Source organism: Moritella sp. PE36 (genome assembly GCF_000170855.1).
Taxonomy (GTDB): Bacteria; Pseudomonadota; Gammaproteobacteria; order Enterobacterales; family Moritellaceae; genus Moritella.
The window spans coordinates 30,862-51,130 of sequence record NZ_ABCQ01000014.1 but is presented as its reverse complement, the minus strand read 5'-3'; the positions used below and the strand labels follow the sequence as shown (position 1 = coordinate 51,130).

Below are 20,269 nucleotides of genomic sequence, written 5' to 3'. Positions count from 1 at the left end.
GCAATCAATGCTGGCAAAAAACAGATTTATTTGCCAATAGGCGGAGAATACAATATGAAAAAATTATTAGCTGCATTGCTAACTGCAGGAGCGTTATTTTCTGTTTCAGTGCTAGCGACAGAGACAGCCGAAATTGAAAATGTAAATAACGGCGGTATTGCGTCATTGCGCGGTATTACTGAATTAGATACCACGCGTAAAGCAGATGAGTTGAAGCGCGTGATTAAAGATCGTAGCCCAATTGATCGTGATTACGTCTATCAACCGCCACTTGTTCCGCATCAAACACGTCATTATGAAGTATCACTCAATGCCAATAAGTGTTTATCTTGTCATAGCTGGAAATATGCGGGTGAAATGGGCGCGACCAAGATCAGTGTAACGCATTACCAGTCGCGGGAAGGGCAAGTCCTTGCAGACGTATCACCAAGTCGTTACTTTTGTTTGCAATGCCATGTTACTCAAGTTGATGCCACGCCGTTAATCGACAATGATTTTAAACGTGTAGATTCATTACGCTAAGTTAATCAACGAATAAATGAGGCGATAAAATGAAACTAATTTTAAAATTTTGGCGAACATTAACCACACCCAGTAAAGCGGCTGTTGGTACTGTCCTAGCCATGGGCTTTCTCGGTGGTATTATTTTCTGGGGTGCCTTTAACATGGGGATGGAGGCGACCAACACAGAAGAATTCTGTTCTGCTTGTCATGCGCCAATTGTTAAAGAGCTAAAAGAAACAATTCACTACTCGAACCGTTCGGGTGTGCGTGCAATCTGTTCTGATTGTCACGTACCACATAACTGGACAGACAAAATTGTACGTAAAGTACAAGCGAGTAATGAAATTGTGGCATTCTTGATGGGAACCATTTCGACTCAAGAAAAATTTGAAGCACGTCGTAAACACTTAGCTGTGCGTGAATGGCAGCGGATGAAAGAAAATGATTCACAGGAATGTCGTAATTGTCATAACTTTGAATACATGGATTTCTCTGAGCAAGGCCCACGGAGTAGAAAACAACATTCTACCGCATTAGCAAGTGGTGAAAAAACCTGTGTTGATTGCCATAAAGGTATTGCCCATCAACTACCAGATATGTCTGACGTACCTGGTTGGTAGATCGAAAAAAGGAAGCACAATTATGAGTACGTTAGAATACGTTATTTGGCATATCTTAGGTTACACGGCGATGCCGGTTATTTTACTCGCTGGTTTTGCTGGCGTGGCAGGGTTCTCGGTATGGGCATTGTCGCTCACGGCAGATAGAAATAAATAACACACACGTAAACTAGATGAATAATGTTAAGGCCGCATTTGTATAATGTGGCCTTTTTTGTTCTCCCGTGATGGCCTTGAGATAGGTCTCATATCCCTGTATTATAGCCGGTACAAGATCCCGTTTATTATCGATAAAATAAAGCATTGAATGAAAAATAAAAATGTATCAATTGGTTTAACCAATCCTAAAAGTCCTACTAATGTCGGTGCGGTAATGCGTGCAGCTGGTTGTTATCAAGCGGATGCGGTTTATTATACCGGGCGAAGATATGATCGCGCGTCTGCCTTTCAAACCGATACCCAAAATATCGCCGCTAAAACGCCATTAACAGGTGTTGATAATTGGCTCGATAGTATTCCAGAATCAACCAATATTGTTTGCGTTGAATTAGCGGAAGGCGCAATCCCGTTACCGGCGTTTGAGCATCCTGATAACGTTATCTATATCTTTGGTCCTGAAGACGGCACCATAGATCAAAAAGTCATTGATCGTGCATCAGCGGTTGTTTATGTACCGACAGTGGGTTGTATGAACCTTGCTGCAACTGTGAATGTACTTTTATACGATCGTCTTGCTAAATCTGCAGATACCATCGCCAATGATGCATTGATTCGAGACAGTCGCGACAATAACAACAAAGTCAAAGTGACTGTAAATAACAAATAGTAAATACTAACGACGTGTGATGGTCATTTTCAGCGTTGAGCTTGTTTAATTATGCTGCAGCTAACACTTACGTTATTTACTAGCTGATCAAGATCAACGACCGATGAGCTCAATGTCTTATAATTGTTTAATTAACATGACTGAATTGAAAAGGAAAAATAATGAGCCATGCTGAATCAGCGTTTAAAGCCGCAAAACTTGCGGTATTAACCGTATCCGATACCCGTAATGAAGAAACAGATACTTCAGGGCGCTTTCTTGCAGAAGCACTTGTTGCTGACGGTCATATTTTAATGGATAAAAAGATCGTCATTGATGATAAATATAAGATCCGTGCGATCGTCTCTCAGTGGATTGCTGACGAAGATATCCAAGGTGTGTTAATTACCGGTGGCACTGGTTTTACTGCACGAGACATGACACCAGAAGCCGTACAGCCATTATTTGATAAAGCAATCGAAGGTTTTGGTGAATTATTCCGTGCAGTTTCATACGACGAGATCGGAACATCGACAATTCAAAGCCGCGCAGTTGGTGGTTTTGCCAATAAAACCGTTATTTTCTGTATGCCAGGATCAACGGGTGCATGCAAAACAGGTTGGAATAAGATCTTACGTGAGCAGTTAAATAGTTCTCATCGTCCATGCAATTTTATGCCACATATTTAAGTAATAGGAATTCTAATGTCTCAACAATTTACTCATGTAAATGCTTCTGGTGAAGCAAATATGGTTGATGTTACTGAAAAAGTAGTAACGCAACGTGAAGCAAGAGCGGAAGCGATTGTGCGTATGTCGGCAGAAACACTGGCACTGATCATGTCGGGTGACCACCACAAAGGTGACGTATTTGCCACTGCGCGTATTGCTGGCATTCAAGCCGCGAAGAAAACCTCTGATATTATCCCGCTTTGTCATCCGCTTATGCTGACTAAAGTGACGGTCGAGTTAACACCAGAGCCAGAAAATAACCTTGTACGTATCGAAACCTGTTGTAAACTTTCGGGTAAAACCGGCGTAGAAATGGAAGCGTTAACAGCGGCATCAGTAGCTGCATTAACCATTTATGATATGTGTAAAGCCGTTCAAAAAGACATCATCATTGATGGTATTAAGCTACTTGAGAAGACTGGTGGCAAGTCAGGTCATTTTAAAGTTTAGATTGCGCAGGGTATTATGATGATTAAAGTATTATTTTTTGCACAGATTAGAGAATTGGTTGAATGCGCTGAATTAGAAGTGACTGGCCAGTTTGAGTCTGTGAATGCATTACGTGCTGAATTAGCAGGTAAAGGCGGTAAGTGGGCGCTGGCGCTTGATTCTGATAAATTGCTGGTGGCGATTGACCAAGAAATTTGTAGTTTAGACTCGCCACTTAACGACGGTGTCGAGGTGGCATTTTTCCCACCCGTTACGGGAGGTTAAATGAATACAGATACCATTCAAATCCAAACTGAAGATTTTGATTTAGCGACTGAATATGCGGCGTTAGGTAAAAGCCACAGTACTGGTGCCGTCGTTACTTTTATCGGTAAGGTACGCGATTTTAACCAGGGTGATAACGTATCAGGTTTAACGCTTGAACATTATCCCGGCATGACTGAAAAGTCACTGGCTAAGATTTTGATTGAAGCTGAAACACGTTGGTCAATTCAAGGTGTTAAAGTGATTCATCGTATTGGTGAATTGGCGTTAGGTGACCAGATTGTTTTCGTTGGTGTAGCCAGTATGCACCGTGGTGATGCTTTTCAAGCATGCGAGTTCATTATGGACTATTTAAAGACTCAAGCACCATTCTGGAAAAAAGAAGCAACCCAAGCGGGTTCTCATTGGGTAGATGCCCGAGAAACGGATACGACAGCAGCCGACCGTTGGAAGTAATTACATCCTGTAAATCATGAAGCGTAGATACTGTTCCGTAAATACAAAAAGGCCCTATTAAACTATTTAATAAGGCCTTTAATTTATTTACTCATCAATAGCAACGCTAATTGTTAGCGTTGTTTTGGTGCCGCTACATTACCTTTACGGTGTAACTTCGCACTTGTTTTACGATGTTTACCTTTGCTTGCTTTTTTCGTTGGCGCCGTTGTTTTTGGCTTGTGTTCAACTTTTTCTTCACCAACAGCTTTGTTACGACGAGGTTGACGACGCTCATGCGCAGCACGGCCACTGATATCAGCAATCAGACGATCACGGTTACTTACTTCATAACCTTTAACTACTTCACGCTCAATCTTATAACCGATCATCGCTTCGATGTCAGCCAGACCATGTTCTTCTTCACGACATACAAATGATACTGCATTACCCGTTTCACCAGCGCGGCCTGTACGACCGATACGGTGAATATAATCTTCAGCTAGGAAAGGTAAATCATAGTTAACTACATACTTAAGACCTTGAACATCAAGACCACGTGCAGCAACATCTGTCGCAACAAGTGCGCGGATTTTACCTTCTTTAAATTCAGTTAATGCACGACGACGTGCGCCTTGACCTTTATCACCGTGACAAACGTCAGCTTTAATACCATCAAGTTTTAATTCCTTAACGATGTTATTAGCCGCTTCTTTGGTGTTAACAAAAACTAATACTTGTTTCCAGTTTTTAGTACCGATTAACTCAGAGAGTAATTCTTGTTTACGGCGCTGCTCAACAGGGTGAATAACGTGTTTAATGGTTGACGCTGTCGAGTTTTCTTTTGAAGCTGAAACAATCACAGGGCTAGTCAGTAATTCATTTGCTAGGTGCTTCATTTGTTGAGATAACGTTGCCGAGAAAAGCATTGTTTGGAAATCATTCGATATAGATTCTAAGATCTTACGAATATCGGTGATGAAACCCATATCTAGCATACGATCGGCTTCGTCTAGTACTAAGTGTTCAACGTTAGCAAGGTTGGTATGGTTAAGTTGTAGGTGTTCTAATAAACGGCCAGGTGTAGCGACTAAAACATCAACACCTTGTTTAAGCTGTTTAGTTTGCGTTTCCATTTTAACGCCGCCGTATACACTCACAACGTTAAGTTCCATGAATTGGCTGTACGCTTTAATGTTGTCTGTTACTTGTGCTGCTAGCTCACGTGTCGGCACTAAGATCAGTGCGCGTACACTGCCTGAATGGATGTCTTTTGGCGTATCTGCGATTTGTTGCAAGATAGGTAAAGCAAACGCGGCTGTTTTACCAGTACCTGTTTGTGCGTTCGCTAGAATATCTTTACCGCGACCAGCTGCTGGAATAGCTTGCTGTTGTACAGGCGTCATTTGGTCATAATTACAAGCATCTAGCGCGCGTAAAATTTCGGGAGTAAAACTATATGATGAAAATTTCATTGGATATCCTAGCAACTGGGCAATATGCCTCATTAAGGCGGCATATTATACAGGAATAAATAACTTAGGTGAATGTATCATTTACGTTAACGGATAAATAAATCAGACTTAATTTATTAAACTGCTTAGTATTTAAACATGCTTGAGCTTGGATAGCCCTGTCGATATGCTATAATCTTCCGCTTATATTAGCATCATAGGTTTTATAATGAGTAATGAGCAAACGTTTAAACTAGTCGCAATTGAAGGTAATATCGGTGTCGGTAAATCAACATTGCTACCTTTGTTGGCTAAAGAATTAACAGAACATGATAACGCCGACTGGCAGTTAATATTAGAAGATGTTGATTCAGACCCTGAATTTCAACGCTTATTACAAGCGTTTACGGTTGATCCTGCACGCCGCATTGAATTTCAGCGCTACATTACCAACAAAAGATCTGATATCTGTAAAGATTTGGACCCTGCGTTTAATTACATTATTGAGCGTTCATTATTCTCTGACCTGGTATTCTGCCAAGCGAATCTAGCAGAAGCTTGCCGCCCTGATGGCAAAGATCTTGATTATTATTACGATATCCAGACTAAACTAGTCGATTACCCGCGCGTATCGGCTGTTGTATATCTACGTTGTGACGCTGAAACGGCTTATACACGTATGCTTTCACGCGCTCGTGATGCCGAGCAAGGTACGCCACGTGATTATCTGCAATTAATTTCTGATTGCCATGACACATTTTTACCGCACATTTGCCGTAAATATGACACCGTGCTACTGACTGAAGATTGGACCGAGTTTGGTTGCCCAACAACCTTAGCTAAGCGTATTATTAGCGAAGGCCTTTAGTTAATATACCCAAACTACTTCAAGATGTTATATCAGAGGTTTACTGATTGTGCTGCTCGAAGTAGCTTGGGCATATACAATGGTGTAGTAAATACCACGTCATTGTTTTTTTATACTAATTAGACTAATCTGTTACTCATCATTTTCCTTTACATGGAAAGTACTATTCTATATTTGAACTGTGCTAAGTTAAGGCCTCAGTTAGTGAAATTACCCGCTCCGTTCGCATTGATGCTATTGTTATATTCTTCTGTTTTTTCTCCTTCTGCGTTTGCTGTCTCAAGTGTTGATTTCGAAATTAAAGGTGTCTCCGGTGCTATCGAGGATAACGTTAATTCTTATTTGTCGACAATATCTACACCCAAAGGTAATAACTACAGTTATTTTGAATCTAAAGTCCGAAAACATATCATTGAATCTATCCAAGTATTCGGTTTTTATCAGTCAGAAACGACGGTTAACCTGACGCTAGATGATGATGAACTCATTGTATTTATCGACATCAAACTTGGCGACAGAATTAAACTTGCAAAGGTTAATATTCGGATCAACGGTGACGCGGGCAATGATCCTGCTTTTTCAGATCTGCTTAGTACTGTGCCGCTTAAGTCCGGAACTTATTTATCGCATCAAGATTATGACCAATTCAAAGCTGCAATTACAAAATTAGCATTAGCACGGGGCTACTTTGACGGTAAGTGGGCGCAAAGTGAAGTGCGTGTTAGCATTAAGAAGAATAGTGCGGATGTCGATCTTATTTTCGACAGTAAGCAGCGATATGTATTTGGTGATTCGGTGTTATCTAATCAAACCAAGTCTGGGACTGTCGTCACTGAATTAGCCACCTTTCAGTTAGGGCAAGCCTATGAGTCGCATTTAGTTGCTGAGTATAGTTTAGCGTTGTTCAACAGTCGTTATTTCCAGTCGGCCTCTGTCGTGCCTGATATTAACGCCAGGAAAGACGGTAAAGTCCCAATCGTGATCACTGTGATTAACCATCCCAGCAATACTTATGAGGTTGGTGTCGGTTTTTTGAGTGATGTCGGTTTTAGAGGGACGTTAGGCTGGAAGAAACCTTGGATCAACAATCGCGGTGACAGTGTCTCTGCAGAATTTGAGTATTCGACAGTACAGCAAGAATTTACCTTTAACTATGATATTCCCATTGAAGATCCAATCACTAACATCGCTAAAATTCAATTTGGTTATCAACGTAAAGACAATGAAGACACCGAAAGTAAACTGTTTACGTTACAGTTACAGCGTCAATTTGAACTAGAATCAAAATGGTTACGTACTTGGTTTGTCAAATTTGAACAAGAAGATTTTACTCAAGCGAGTCAAGTTGGTAGTAGCATTATGGTGTTACCTGGTGTCAGTTTTGCGCGAACAAAACAACGCGGTGGTGTCGATCCGTATTGGGGTAATCAACAACTGTTTAATTTTGAAGTGGCTAGTCGTTATTGGGGCGCTGACATTAACATGGCTAAAGTACAAAGCAGAACGAAGTATTTACGCTCTCTTGATCGAACTCACTTTTTTACTACGCGAGTGGATCTTGGTGCTATCTATGTCGATGAAATTGAAAGTGTGCCTGCTTCAATGCGTTTTTTTGCTGGTGGTAGCCAGAGTATCCGTGGTTATCAATATGAAACGGTTACGCCTGTTGATGCGGCAGATGCCTATATCGGTGGTCGATATCTAACGGTGGGTTCGTTTGAGTACGGTTATCAGTTTGCTGAGAAATGGCGAATTGGCCTTTTTGTAGATGCAGGTACTTCAACCAATGATTTCTCCGAACCTATTAGTATTGGTGTGGGTACTGGTATTCGCTGGATGACACCGATCGGCCCTGTTAAAGTTGACTTTGCGGTGCCGGTTAATTCTGATACTGATACTAAGTATACTTTTCACTTGTATATTGGACCTGAATTGTAATGCGTTTTCTTCAAATCACGTTTGTTTTACTGATTTTAATGCTTGGCAGCATTACCGCATTGCTTGGTAGCCATGCCGGTAACCAATACATTATTGAGAAACTGAATAACGCAGGGTTACCACTGTATCTTGAACTTGATAACGGCACTGTATTTAGTCAAGCGCGCTGGACAAAAATAGACTGGCAAGGCGATTTACTTCAGCTCTCAATTGTAGATTTAGATTACGATATCGATTTATCTTGTTTATTCGGTGGTGAGCTTTGTGTCAATTCGATTAATGCTGCTGCCGTCAGCTATTCGATGGCCCTTGAGAAAGAACGCAGCGTACTTTTAGGCATAGATTTAAGTGATGCCTTAACACGTATTGCTGAACTTGATGATAACATTACCAATAATGACTGGCAGCTAGACATCCCGATTTTCATTCGTGTTGCCAATATCGATATTCATAATATAAATGTGGTTATCGCTAATACCAAAATAACCGCCGATCGGCTTGAAGGTGCGGTGAATTTATCAGGACGAGATATTTCGGTTACCCAAGTCAAAACGACAAATGTATTTGTTCAAGTGCTGACGGCAGAAAAAAGCAACGCGCTAGCAAGCACGAAACAAGCTATCGCTCGCGTTGAAATTAATAAACAATTAGATGCTGTGTCAGCATTATTAAATGAATTTGAGCTTTATCAGGTCTCAATTCCATTACGTGTCGATGTGCATGACGCTAAATTGATGCAATCGAAACTTCAGATTAACGACTTATTTCTTGATTTTAATGCAATCGATTTAATCGGTTTTATTGATGCCGGTGAGGTGAACATTGAAAAACTTGTCGTTGATATGCCCCAGGCTAATACCAGCATAAAAGGAAATATTGTATTACAGCAAGGTTATCCTTTGTATGTAAATGCCCGCACGACATTCAAACAGCCCGAATTATTAAATCACCTTGTCATTGACGTAAAAGCGGGCGGCAGCCTTGATAAAATCGACTTGGCGATTAAGACCTCCGGGCCGTTCAATACCCACATAGACGCCTCATTAGCGCCATTACAGCCTGCTTTACCATTTACGATCCATGCTAATTGGCAGCATTTAGGCTGGCCATTACTGTCACCTGCTTATATAGAGACAAAAGACGGTTCGTTATCATTACAAGGAGATTTAGATGATTATAATATCGTTATTTCCGGTTCACTCGACATTGATAATGCACCGTTAATTAATCTAGATGCAGAGGGTAAGGGCAGTTTGCAAGGATTAATGTTTTCTACCATAAACGCTCAGACTTTGGGCGGGACTGTCGTTGCGTCGGCACAACTAGATTGGGTTGATGGTATTCGGGTTAGCAGTGACATAGAGACGAAAGGTGTACAGTTAGATAAATACTGGCCAGAAGTAAAACTCCGGCCCAGTGGTGATGCGAAAGTCGATTTTAAACTCGAATCAGATAATGATTGGCGCGTAGATATACATGATATTAATGTTGCTGCGGATATAGCAAGTTATCCATTAACGTTACAAGGGAAACTCACGTTAAATCAAGATCTTTATTGGCATTTGAATGGTTTCTCTCTTTCCCATGGTGACGATTCTATTCGACTCGATGGTATTATCAATGAGCAATTTAAGTTAGGCGGAGAAGTCGATGTAAAATCATTAACCCCCTATCTTGCTGGAAGTAAAGGCAGTGCGTTTGGTTATTTTACTGTTATAGGTAATAAATCTAAACCTTGGCTAAATTTCGATTTGTTCGCAGATCATGTGGCGTTGGAAAATAATAAATTATCACGCGCAGATCTAAATGGTCGAATCAGTTTGACGGAACGTCCAGAGGGCGTGATCTCACTGTCGGGCGAAGAATTGAACATTGGTGAGCAGCTGATTAGTAAGGTCGCAGTCGATTATAAAGCCGACAATGGCAGTAACAGTATTAGTTTAAATATTGAAAATGACAAAAACAACGCGGTATTGAAGGTGGCAGGCTCTTGGCTTGGAGAGGTTTGGCGAGGCAAAGTGACGAAAGGACGTATTAACTCTGAATACGGAAATTGGATTGTTGATCCCAATGTCGAACTTTCGTTCTCTGATAAAGACTATTACCTTTCTGTTGAGCAACATTGTTGGAATGAAAAAGAAGCAAAATTCTGTTTAGGTTTTGACGGTAAACTTGAAGATTCGGATAAGTTTGAGTTCCAATTACATGACTATGATATTAATAAACTGGGTTTAGAAACCGCCAATAACCTTGAAATTGAAGGTTTACTGAATATTGTTAGTCAAGTGACTTGGGGTAAAGGACAACCGTTACAGCTCAACTCGGAAGTGAGTATCACTGATGGCTCGGCACTTATTTATAATGAAGAAGAAAGTAGTACCGCAAATTTTGACACCCTAACAATGCAGGTTCGATTAGACGAATCTAGTGTAAGCGTAAAAACTAATATTCAATCCCGTGAGCTGGGTGGGATGACAAGTGATATTCGTATCGATGATCTCTTTGATAGCCGAGAATTGAGTGGTGATATAAATATCGTGGACATTGATTTAGCATTTATTGAACCTTTGATTTATCAGGTCGATGTACTTAATGGTGTTGTCTCTGGTGCCGGTATTGTCGGAGGTACGTTGGATAAGCCTGAGGTTATTGGTCAGTTCAATGTTAATAATGGCTATTTAGCGGGTGATGAATTGCCTGTGACGTTGGAAAACTTTCAATTCAGTATCGAGTCCAGCGGAGAACGAGCCAGTATTACTGGTAGTGCTAATTCAGGTAAGGGATTAGCAAAGATCACGGGTAGTCTTGTGTGGGTGGATGAATTCAACTACCGAATGTTGTTACATGGTGACAATTTCGAATTTGACGATAATAAGGGCTTAAAACTTCATTTCAGCCCTGAAATTCTAGTTGAAGGTGACGATAAGGGGGCTAAAATAACCGGCGATATTGTCATACCTTATGCGCTAATTAAAGTTGAAAAATTACCGCAAAGTGCGATTCAGGTTTCTAACGATGTTATCATTATTGATTCAGATGAGTTTACGGTAAAACAAACTTACCCACTTGATGTTCAAGTGAATATCAAACTGTTAGATAACGTTAAAATTGATTCTTTTGGGTTAGAATCTAATATAACTGGTGCAATAAGTATTGTGCTTGACGAAGATGGTAACTTGTTTTCTGATGGTATGTTGCAGTTTGAAAACGGTCGTTACCGCTCGTTTGGACAAGACCTCTATATTCGTAAGGGTCAGGTTGTTTTCTCTGGCTCGGTTGAAAACCCATATATTAATGTTGAAGCAATACGTAATACAGAGCTAACCGAAGATAATGTGGTTGTTGGTATTCGCTTAATCGGACCCGTAAAGAAACCTGTATTCACGATATTTTCAGAACCAGAAATGCAGCAGACCAGAATGATCTCGTATTTATTGCGTGGTCGCGATATAAACTCGGAAGACGAAACTAGTCAGGATGTTGTTATCACCACAATGCTCGTAGGCTCCAGCCTAGGCCAAGGTAAAGACGTTATCGGTTTCTTAGGTGATACATTAGGTGTTAAAGACTTTGCTATTGATACGAGAGGACAGGGCGACGATACTCGGGTGGAAGTGAGTGGTTATGTACTACCAGGTGTTCAGATCCGTTATGGCATTGGTTTATTTTCGGATTTGAGTGAAGTTGTTGTACGCTACGAGATCATACCCAAGCTGTACATAGAGTTAGTGAGCGGTGTGGATAGTGCTGTCGATTTATATTACAAGTTTAGTCGTTAATCTTAATCCTCAGCGCATAAAATAAAAGCAGCTAAGCTGCTTTGTATCACGGTAGAAGACCAGTTATTTTATTTCGCTTGTCTCATGTGCTGAAATGGAAACAGCGTGAGAGCCTTTTGGTCCTTCGTCTATTTCATAATCCACCAGTTGCCCTGCTTTTAATGTGCGATATCCATCCATTTGTATGATAGAAAAATGCGCGAACACATCATCGCCACCAGATTCAGGACAAATGAAGCCGAATCCTTTCGCATTATTGAACCATTTAACCGTACCGGTTGCCATACCTCTGCATCCTTTCTTTAATTGCAAATTGTTTGATTACTGAACTGTCTTTCCCCCTTTTAATCAGAAGGGTGATAGATGTATATAACGATCAACATTATAAGTTGCTAGAATGTTAACGTTATAATTCATCTTGTTAATAAATTTAGTTTATTCGCAACTATAGTCAAGTTAATATTCCTAAAAATGGTTAAAATGGGGTAAACTTAGTCGAAAGGTTGAAAGTTATTAGCCCAAATCTCTGATAGGTACTAAGATAGAATTATGAGTAAGTTAGATGAACTGATTGATTTCAAAACAAGTATAGAAAGTGAGCTAGAACTCAAACCACCTTCGTTTTACAAAGTGTTTTTGAATAATGATGACTATACTCCAATGGATTTCGTTGTAGATGTACTACAAAGGTTTTTTTCTATGGATATAGATAAGGCTAACCAGATCATGTTAACTGTTCATCATCGGGGCAGGGGTGTTTGTGGTGTATTTACGGCTGAGATAGCCGAGACAAAAGTATCACAGGTGATGCAATATGCGAAAGATAACGAACAGTCCTTATTATGTACCATGGAACAAGCGTAATGATAGCAATATTACGCAACACGTAGTTATAGGGAGATGCCTATGTTAAGCAAAGATCTTGAAGTTACGCTAAATGAAGCGTTTAAAACTGCACGTGAAAATCGTCATGAATTTATGACGGTCGAACACTTACTCGTTTCACTCTTAAGTAACAAATCGGCCTGCGAAGCAATCAAAGGCTGCTCTGGTGATATCGATGCTATTCGTGATGAACTACTTCTTTTTTTAGAACAGACAACACCTATTTTACCTGAGTCAGATGAAGACAGAGAAACACAACCGACGCTTGGTTTTCAGCGAGTATTACAACGTGCTGTGTTTCATGTGCAATCTTCAGGGAATAATGAAGTAACAGGTGCCAATGTGCTTGTCGCTATTTTCAGTGAACAAGAGTCACAAGCTGCATATATTTTGAAGAAGTCAGGCATGAGTCGTCTTGACGTGATTAATTTTATTTCACATGGTATTCGTAAAAACGACGAAGAATCAGGGATTGAAGATAATCAGGATGCATCAGAACAAGCGATTAATGATAGTGACGATCAATCGACAAAACTTGAAAACTTCTCCGCGAACTTAAATAAATTAGTTGTTGAAGGGCGCATTGACCCATTGATTGGACGCGATGAAGAACTCACTCGTACGATTCAAATCTTATGTCGCCGTCGTAAAAACAACCCATTGTTAGTGGGTGAGGCTGGGGTCGGTAAAACAGCAATAGCTGAAGGTCTCGCATATCGTATTGTGAATAAAGAAGTGCCTGATGTAATGAAAAATACCCAGGTGTTCTCTCTTGATCTAGGCGCTCTGCTTGCCGGTACCAAATATCGTGGTGACTTTGAAAAACGTTTTAAATCATTATTGAAACAGTTACAAAAACATGATGATGCAATTTTATTCATTGATGAAATTCATACCATCATCGGTGCTGGTGCCGCATCTGGTGGCCAACTGGATGCCGCGAACTTACTTAAGCCACTACTCAGTAATGGTTCGTTACGTTGTATCGGTTCGACGACCTATTCTGAATATAGCCAGATTTTTGAAAAAGATAGTGCATTGGCACGACGTTTCCAAAAAGTAGACATAGTGGAACCCTCTATTGATGATACGGTGAAGATCCTGCAAGGGTTGAAATCACGTTACGAAGAACATCATGATGTACGCTATACCGCGAAAGCACTACGTGCAGCCACCGAATTATCTGCGAAGTATATTAACGAACGTCAACTGCCTGATAAAGCAATTGATGTAATGGATGAAGCTGGGGCGAAACAGCGTTTATTACCAGAGAATAAACGTAAGAAAACAATTGGTATCAGTGAAATTGAGTCTATTGTTGCAAAAATGGCTCGAATTCCTGAAAAATCAGTTTCATCAAACGATCGTGATGTGCTTAAAAATTTAGAGCGTAACCTGAAGATGGTTGTGTTTGGTCAAGATCCAGCGATTGAAGTTCTCACTGATGCGATCCGTTTATCTCGTTCTGGTCTTGGTGCAGAGACTAAACCAATTGGTTCATTCTTATTTGCTGGTCCAACGGGTGTCGGTAAAACCGAGGTGACTCAACGCTTAGCTAAAATAATGGGTGTTGAGCTAATTCGTTTTGATATGTCTGAGTATATGGAACGTCATACTGTATCTCGTCTGATCGGTGCGCCTCCTGGTTATGTTGGTTATGATCAAGGTGGTTTATTAACGGATGCGGTTATCAAACAGCCACATGCAGTTGTGCTTTTAGATGAAATCGAAAAAGCCCATCCGGATGTGTTTAACTTGTTATTACAAGTCATGGATAACGGTACGTTAACGGATAATAATGGCCGTAAAGCGGACTTCCGTAATATTATACTGGTGATGACGACGAATGCGGGTGCAGCTGAAACAGTTCGCCAGTCCATCGGTTTTAAAGAACAAGATAATAATAGTGATGCGCTTGGTGAGGTGAATAAAATATTCGCGCCTGAATTCCGTAACCGTCTTGATAATATTATTTGGTTTAATCACTTAGATATGGATGTTATTCATATGGTTGTGGATAAATTCTTAGTTGAGTTAGAAGCCCAGCTTGATGACAAGCAAGTGACATTGAACGTATCAAACGATGCGCGTAAATGGCTAGCGAATAAAGGTTATGATAAAACCATGGGCGCAAGACCAATGGCGCGTGTTATTCAAGACAAAATTAAGCGCAACCTTGCTAATGAAATCTTGTTTGGCAAACTATCCAATGGTGGTGCGGTTGATATTCAATTGAACGGTGATGAGTTAGCTTTTACATTTACCAATGCCAAGGTAACTGCAACAGAAACATAATTTGTTGAATGCTGTATAAGCTTGTTTTTTTTCGAATTAGTGTTAGTTTGTAACTATGCTTGGCTTAAAGAGGGAATGAAATATGGATATTTCCGCATTAACTAGAGTCGAAATTAGTATCCCTGATGGGATTAATTTTGATTCATTAGAACTAGAACTGGATGATGACGGCAGTGTTTCCTTTGATATTGAAACATTGGAAGCGGTGGCATTAGAAAGTGGTATTGACGTAGCTCTATTAGATGAAGGTTACGTGTTACAAGTTTTACTGATTAGTTTTTATCAATGGCACCGAGTTCATGACGGTGACTTGAACCCTGTTATGGAAGATATTATCGAACAAGCTAACGACTTATCTGCTTACTCTGATGACGAGTTGATTATGATCCTAGGCTCTGCTGAAATGGATAAACAAGCTAACGTTGCCATTTTGCAAATTGTTCATTAATTCATAATTAAGCATTCAAATTACAGTAACGTAGAACAAAAAATGGAAGCCAATTGGCTTCCATTTTTATTATCATCAGTGTTAGTATTATCGGCGTTGATAGATAGGACTAAAACTATTTATAGCGTGTGTTATTCACTATCTTTAACTTGTAAACCAACGTTACCCGTCTTAACGATATCAATGATACCTTTCTTGAATAATTGGCCTACTGCGCTTTTGAATGTTTTTTTACTTACACCAAATAAACGCGCGATTGTTTCAGGGTCAGTTTTATCTGTCACTGGCATGAAACCACCATGTTTATTTAATTCTGACAATAACACTTGGCTAAAGTCTGATACTTTACCGTGACCGGGTTCATTCAGTAAGATATCAATTTTACCGTCTTCGCGCACTTTTTGAATGTACGCTTTTTGTTTTTCGCCACGGTTTAATTTCTTAAACATTTCATTTTTGTATACAACACCCCAATGGCTGTTATTTACAATGACTTTATAACCAAGATCAGTTGGATCAACAGGTGTAATTTCAACTTGTTCATGTATTTTGTATCGTGCTGGCGTATTATCAACATGACGATCAAGTTTTGTGGTTGCTGTAATACGACCATGAATGCGATCAAGATAGATAGCAACAAGGTATTCACGACCCACTTGTAATGGGGTGCGTTGTTCACTGTATGGTACTAACAGATCTTTGTCTAAGCCCCAATCAAGGAATGCACCCACATTGTTTACTTGTTTTACTTTTAGCATGACGAATTCGCCAACTGCACCTAGTACTTTTTGCGTTGTTGCAATGATACGGTCTTCTGAATCAAGGTAGATAAATACCTCAAGCTCATCACCGATATCTATATCCAATGGTGAGTTTGTAAAAGGTAACAGTATTTCACCTAATACACCGCCGTCCAGGTAGAAACCCGATCCAGTTTCTTTGATAATTTCTAGGGTATTTAACTTGCCTAATTCTGCCATAGTGCTTTGCTCTGTCTTGAAATAATGAGGGTTATTATAGATCACCCAATAATGCGGGCAATGTACCACGAAGCGTGAAAAAAACCCAATATTTGCGGATGAATTAGTATTAATTACGTGAAAGGTTAAATATATACACTAATATTGCTTGATAATAATGCCTTCTGTTATACTCCGCGCACATAATTGCGGTCTTTCTGAAGTATAAATTCTCAAAACCTTTTCGCAATTCCCAATTCCCTTAATATTAGTATAAATTATCATGACGCAACAAGACATCAAACTAACACGACTTAATAAATATATCAGTGACACGGGTTATTGCTCTCGCCGTGAGGCGGACCGCTTAATTGAACAAGGTCGCGTAACCATTAATGGTAAAATTCCAGAAATGGGAACGAAAGTGTCAGATGGCGATATGGTTTCTGTAAATGGTAGACCCGTTAAAGAAAAACAAAAACGTATCTATATTGCCTTAAATAAACCTGCAGGCATCACGTGTACAACTGAGCGTCACATTCACGGTAATGTAATTGATTTGATTGACTACAGTACGCGCATATTCCCAATCGGTCGTCTTGATAAACCCTCAGAAGGTCTTATCTTTTTAACCAATGACGGTGATATTGTTAATAAAATACTACGTGCAGGTAATGCGCACGAAAAAGAATATATTGTTAAAGTTGATAGCACTGTGACAGATAAATTCTTAACCGGCATGGCGCGCGGTGTACCAATTTTAGACACGGTCACTAAACCTTGTAAAGTAACGCGTGAAGGTCGCTTTGAATTCAAAATAATTTTAACGCAAGGTCTAAATCAGCAGATCCGACGCATGTGTGAGCATTTTGGTTTCCAAGTAAAATCACTGACGCGTACCCGTATCATGAACATTGATATTAAAGGTTTAGCGACTGGCCAGTGGCGTTTGCTAACGGATAATGAAATGGCAGAAATAAACGCCATGGTTGAAGGTTCTAGCAGTACCGAAGAAGCGTCTGATTATGGCCAAGTAAAGCCTAAGGTCAAAGGCCAACATTCAAAACGTGGCGTTAACAGTGCTGCTCGCCAGAAACGTTTTGGCTACGGAGACTATGCAGCAACCCCTGGTCAAGTTTTGAATGATGAAGCGAGTTCAGATGTTTGGAATCAAGATGAAACAGTCGCTGATCTAGATAAGAACGACGAACCGACGTCTAATTTTTGGACGCAAAATGAAAAATCGTCTGATGCTGATGTTTCATCTAATGTATCTTCAGATATGTCTGAAGATATAGCTCAGCAAGATAAACCAGCGTCTTATTCCGATGAACAAATTGCATCAAGAGCGCGTTTTAACTCGGCTGAAAAGAAAAAAGAACGAAAAAAACCTGCTACACGTTTCAGTATTATTGCTGACCGTGAAAAAGCCAAGTTGGCTAATGCCACCAAAGCTAGTCCAGCTGCGCCTCGTGTTAAAGGTACTCTGTCGTTGAAAAAGAAGTAGTCCAATATAATGTCATTTGATCATTACCCTAAGATAGACATTCCGTTTGATGTTCGCTACACGTGTTTATTTTGTGGCGAGCCATCTAATAGTGATGTTAACATCCCATTTTCTGCCGATGATATACATAACGCGCCGCATGATCCTTTATCGGTGCCTGCGTGTACCGAATGTACGTCGGTTGTTAAAGCGGCCCGTTGTCAGTCTATTTATCAATACCGCAATGCCGTAAAGGCAGCGTTAACGCGTAAATATCAAAAAGTGTTAAGCATTGGTTCAAATTGGACTGAGCAAGAGTTGCAAGAGTCTGAATTTGAAGGTGCGGCATTTGAAGGTTTTAAACGAAGCGCCTGGATGATGTTTACCATGACAAAAGAAAGGGTTAACTATGCAGGTTGGCCTTTGTGTGTTGACGGTATCCCGCTTGCAGCAGATGATGAGGCTGGTGGTTTTACCTTTGATGGTACCGACTTTGTCAGTGTTGAGCATGCAATCGAACATTATATAAAAACGTTTCATCTCGACGCAATATTATTACCAGAGTTGGTTAAAGCATTGGGTAAAGATAAGTTTGGTTATGCTGTTCGCGTTAGTCGTCTTTATCTTGGTATAACGGGCTCAGAGCGCATGCAAATTATTGCCGATATAGTCGAAGCTCAAACAGAAGTATAATGATATGAATAACGCTAGGTAATTAATTACCTAGCGTTATTCAGTTATTTAATTGGACGGTTTATCTAAAAGATAAAATTAAGCATTAACGTATACAACTGCGCATCTGTATCACCATCAGTAGGATCTGTGATTAACTCACCATTATCCCCGCCGTTTGGATTGGTGTATTTCCACTCTGCATTTAGTGATATTGTTGTTGTTAAATCATAGCGTGTACCTAATAATAATGAGTTATTTTTATTAGTATGATGTGATTCAGCATAGGTCACATAAGGGGTAAATTCATCAATATTATAAGCTAAACTTGAGTACCAATTAAAATGCATCTTATCTACAAGCACTTCTGCGGTCAGTAGCCATTGATCGAGTGAATACTCTGTACCCAATGTGTAAATACTAATGTCATCTGCGGGGAATTGTTGACTTCCTTGCGGTGTCGTTACACCCACGGCATATTTGAAGTATGCATAATTAAACATAATCCGATAATCAAAGCCACTTAACTCACTATTCAGACCAAAAGTATTCTCAATATTAAAATCATAGTGAGTTGTACCTATGTTAACTTCACCGTCAGTTTTTATTCCTAGATAGGGTGCTATGGTTAAATAACTCTCATCATTTATTTCGATATCCCAAGTCCCGGAAATACCTTCATAAGACGTGATCCCTAAGATTGAGTTATACACTTCTTGTGGTGGACGTGCTGAAGTATAAGCTTGTCCGACATAGTAATACTCTGAACTTAGAAATAATGGCAAACGTAGTCGACCAATCTTTAAATTAAAATCGGATACGCTATAACCAACATACGCCCATTCTAACTGCGGAGATGACCAATCATCTTGTGGTCGTTTAACAACTTGAATTGACGCATTAAAGCTATCGTTGAAACGGATATCACCTTGTAAGCCTAACGTGGTATCACAGTCGTAACAAGTATCGTCGGTGATCTCCCTGTTTACATACAACGGCGTAGCATTATTAGATTGAGTAATAGATGTAGAACCAAAACCACTCAACGAGATGTCATCGGTAAGATTTATTCTTGCGTTGGTTGTGAATGTAGTCAGCGATAGTGTTGTTGCTATAAAGCAGATTTTGGATATATGCATGCTTTATTCCTCCGGCTCTAAAATGAATAAAACATTAACATTTTCTGGTAATGACTTGATGGTGGCATAAGCGATACCGTTAGGGTTTTCTTCTAACCAGTCTAAGATTGTAGCAATGTCATTGTTTGATATGGTGACTGGTAAGTTGCCCTTTCCTGAGAATGCTAAACTTGCTCTGTAGCCATTCATTTGAGATAGCGATTTACCAAGTAGCTTTTGGTAAAAATTCGCTTTATCATTGCTATCCTCTGTTAGATCAACAAGATTAATATTTTCCTTGTTGATGCGTTTCACTTTCCCTTTATAAATCATCCTGACTTTACTTTTACTCAGTACTGGAAAGGAATTGTTTAATGAAAACACGGCAAAACTTCGGCCTTCATCTTCACTCGTATCTTCATTAGCAGAGGCTAAAAATGGCGGGGAGAGTGAAATAATGAGTAGTCCGACGCAAAAAATGCGTAAGTTTAATCCTTTAAACATGTTTACCTGCTAATTTCGATTCTATTATCTATCATTTAAGTTAGTAAGAATGAG

The 20,269-nt window shown here is 39.9% G+C and carries 21 protein-coding genes; 16 read left to right on the top strand and 5 right to left on the bottom strand.

The window, feature by feature from the left end:
* Nucleotides 1–54 precede the first annotated feature (54 nt).
* The 8 genes from PE36_RS10315 (at nucleotide 55) to moaE (ending at nucleotide 3,830) form a co-directional block, all read left to right on the top strand.
* A complete protein-coding gene (locus PE36_RS10315; protein WP_006031957.1) occupies nucleotides 55–522 on the top strand; it encodes a nitrate reductase cytochrome c-type subunit in 468 nt (155 codons plus the stop codon).
* A 29-nt stretch (nucleotides 523–551) separates the two neighbouring features.
* Nucleotides 552–1,124, top strand: a complete 573-nt coding sequence (locus PE36_RS10310) for a NapC/NirT family cytochrome c (RefSeq protein WP_006031956.1) — start codon at nucleotides 552–554, stop codon at nucleotides 1,122–1,124.
* Between the two features lie 22 nt (nucleotides 1,125–1,146).
* On the top strand, nucleotides 1,147–1,281 hold the full coding sequence (locus PE36_RS24000; protein WP_006031955.1) for a TIGR02808 family protein: 135 nt from the start codon (nucleotides 1,147–1,149) through the stop codon (nucleotides 1,279–1,281).
* 150 nt (nucleotides 1,282–1,431) lie between these two features.
* A complete protein-coding gene (locus PE36_RS10305) occupies nucleotides 1,432–1,950 on the top strand; it encodes an RNA methyltransferase (RefSeq protein WP_006031953.1) in 519 nt (172 codons plus the stop codon).
* 161 nt (nucleotides 1,951–2,111) lie between these two features.
* A complete protein-coding gene (gene moaB / locus PE36_RS10300; protein ID WP_006031952.1) occupies nucleotides 2,112–2,618 on the top strand; it encodes a molybdenum cofactor biosynthesis protein B in 507 nt (168 codons plus the stop codon).
* Between the two features lie 15 nt (nucleotides 2,619–2,633).
* Nucleotides 2,634–3,110 (top strand): cyclic pyranopterin monophosphate synthase MoaC, encoded by a 477-nt coding sequence (gene moaC, locus PE36_RS10295; RefSeq protein ID WP_006031951.1) that lies wholly within the window; start codon nucleotides 2,634–2,636, stop codon nucleotides 3,108–3,110.
* 18 nt (nucleotides 3,111–3,128) lie between these two features.
* Nucleotides 3,129–3,374 (top strand): molybdopterin synthase sulfur carrier subunit, encoded by a 246-nt coding sequence (gene moaD / locus PE36_RS10290; protein ID WP_043994418.1) that lies wholly within the window; start codon nucleotides 3,129–3,131, stop codon nucleotides 3,372–3,374.
* Nucleotides 3,375–3,830, top strand: coding sequence for a molybdopterin synthase catalytic subunit MoaE (gene moaE / locus PE36_RS10285; protein WP_006031949.1), 456 nt, complete (start codon nucleotides 3,375–3,377; stop codon nucleotides 3,828–3,830).
* A 113-nt stretch (nucleotides 3,831–3,943) separates the two neighbouring features.
* Here the strand turns inward: moaE and PE36_RS10280 are convergent, their stop codons facing one another.
* Nucleotides 3,944–5,284: a DEAD/DEAH box helicase gene (locus tag PE36_RS10280; RefSeq protein WP_006031948.1), complete on the bottom strand. Its 1,341-nt coding sequence runs from the start codon at nucleotides 5,282–5,284 to the stop codon at nucleotides 3,944–3,946.
* A 208-nt stretch (nucleotides 5,285–5,492) separates the two neighbouring features.
* On the opposite strand from PE36_RS10280, the gene PE36_RS10275 reads away from it, so the two are divergent.
* The 3 genes from PE36_RS10275 to PE36_RS10265 all read left to right on the top strand — a co-directional run bounded on the left by PE36_RS10275 (nucleotide 5,493) and on the right by PE36_RS10265 (nucleotide 11,848).
* Nucleotides 5,493–6,131: a deoxynucleoside kinase gene (locus PE36_RS10275; protein WP_006031947.1), complete on the top strand. Its 639-nt coding sequence runs from the start codon at nucleotides 5,493–5,495 to the stop codon at nucleotides 6,129–6,131.
* A 204-nt stretch (nucleotides 6,132–6,335) separates the two neighbouring features.
* A complete protein-coding gene (locus PE36_RS10270; protein ID WP_043994417.1) occupies nucleotides 6,336–8,069 on the top strand; it encodes an autotransporter assembly complex family protein in 1,734 nt (577 codons plus the stop codon).
* Entirely contained in the window at nucleotides 8,069–11,848 is a 3,780-nt protein-coding gene (locus PE36_RS10265) for a translocation/assembly module TamB domain-containing protein (protein ID WP_006031945.1), read from the top strand. The genes PE36_RS10270 and PE36_RS10265 overlap by 1 nt, the downstream gene beginning before the upstream one ends.
* 63 nt (nucleotides 11,849–11,911) lie before the next feature.
* On the opposite strand, the gene cspD is transcribed toward PE36_RS10265, so the two are convergent.
* On the bottom strand, nucleotides 11,912–12,133 hold the full coding sequence (gene cspD / locus PE36_RS10260; RefSeq protein ID WP_006031944.1) for a cold shock domain-containing protein CspD: 222 nt from the start codon (nucleotides 12,131–12,133) through the stop codon (nucleotides 11,912–11,914).
* A 264-nt stretch (nucleotides 12,134–12,397) separates the two neighbouring features.
* Between cspD and clpS the strand changes: the two genes are divergently transcribed.
* The 3 genes from clpS to PE36_RS10245 all read left to right on the top strand — a co-directional run bounded on the left by clpS (nucleotide 12,398) and on the right by PE36_RS10245 (nucleotide 15,476).
* Nucleotides 12,398–12,712, top strand: coding sequence for an ATP-dependent Clp protease adapter ClpS (clpS, locus tag PE36_RS10255; protein WP_006031943.1), 315 nt, complete (start codon nucleotides 12,398–12,400; stop codon nucleotides 12,710–12,712).
* A gap of 42 nt (nucleotides 12,713–12,754) precedes the next feature.
* Nucleotides 12,755–15,028: an ATP-dependent Clp protease ATP-binding subunit ClpA gene (gene clpA, locus PE36_RS10250; RefSeq protein WP_006031942.1), complete on the top strand. Its 2,274-nt coding sequence runs from the start codon at nucleotides 12,755–12,757 to the stop codon at nucleotides 15,026–15,028.
* An 82-nt stretch (nucleotides 15,029–15,110) separates the two neighbouring features.
* Nucleotides 15,111–15,476 (top strand): hypothetical protein, encoded by a 366-nt coding sequence (locus PE36_RS10245; protein ID WP_006031941.1) that lies wholly within the window; start codon nucleotides 15,111–15,113, stop codon nucleotides 15,474–15,476.
* Between the two features lie 131 nt (nucleotides 15,477–15,607).
* On the opposite strand, the gene PE36_RS10240 is transcribed toward PE36_RS10245, so the two are convergent.
* On the bottom strand, nucleotides 15,608–16,456 hold the full coding sequence (locus PE36_RS10240) for a S1 RNA-binding domain-containing protein (protein ID WP_006031940.1): 849 nt from the start codon (nucleotides 16,454–16,456) through the stop codon (nucleotides 15,608–15,610).
* A gap of 262 nt (nucleotides 16,457–16,718) precedes the next feature.
* Between PE36_RS10240 and rluF the strand changes: the two genes are divergently transcribed.
* Both rluF and PE36_RS10230 read left to right on the top strand, forming a co-directional pair.
* The gene (gene rluF, locus PE36_RS10235; protein ID WP_006031939.1) at nucleotides 16,719–17,942 is read left to right on the top strand and encodes a 23S rRNA pseudouridine(2604) synthase RluF; all 1,224 of its coding nucleotides are present in this window, start codon (nucleotides 16,719–16,721) and stop codon (nucleotides 17,940–17,942) included.
* Between the two features lie 9 nt (nucleotides 17,943–17,951).
* Nucleotides 17,952–18,614 (top strand): hypothetical protein, encoded by a 663-nt coding sequence (locus PE36_RS10230; protein ID WP_006031938.1) that lies wholly within the window; start codon nucleotides 17,952–17,954, stop codon nucleotides 18,612–18,614.
* Nucleotides 18,615–18,679: 65 nt separating this feature from the next.
* Here the strand turns inward: PE36_RS10230 and PE36_RS10225 are convergent, their stop codons facing one another.
* Nucleotides 18,680–19,732 carry a hypothetical protein gene (locus tag PE36_RS10225; protein WP_043994416.1) on the bottom strand — a complete coding sequence of 351 codons (1,053 nt, stop codon included), beginning with the start codon at nucleotides 19,730–19,732 and terminating at the stop codon, nucleotides 18,680–18,682.
* Between the two features lie 3 nt (nucleotides 19,733–19,735).
* Nucleotides 19,736–20,215 (bottom strand): hypothetical protein, encoded by a 480-nt coding sequence (locus PE36_RS10220; protein WP_006031936.1) that lies wholly within the window; start codon nucleotides 20,213–20,215, stop codon nucleotides 19,736–19,738.
* Nucleotides 20,216–20,269 lie beyond the last annotated feature (54 nt).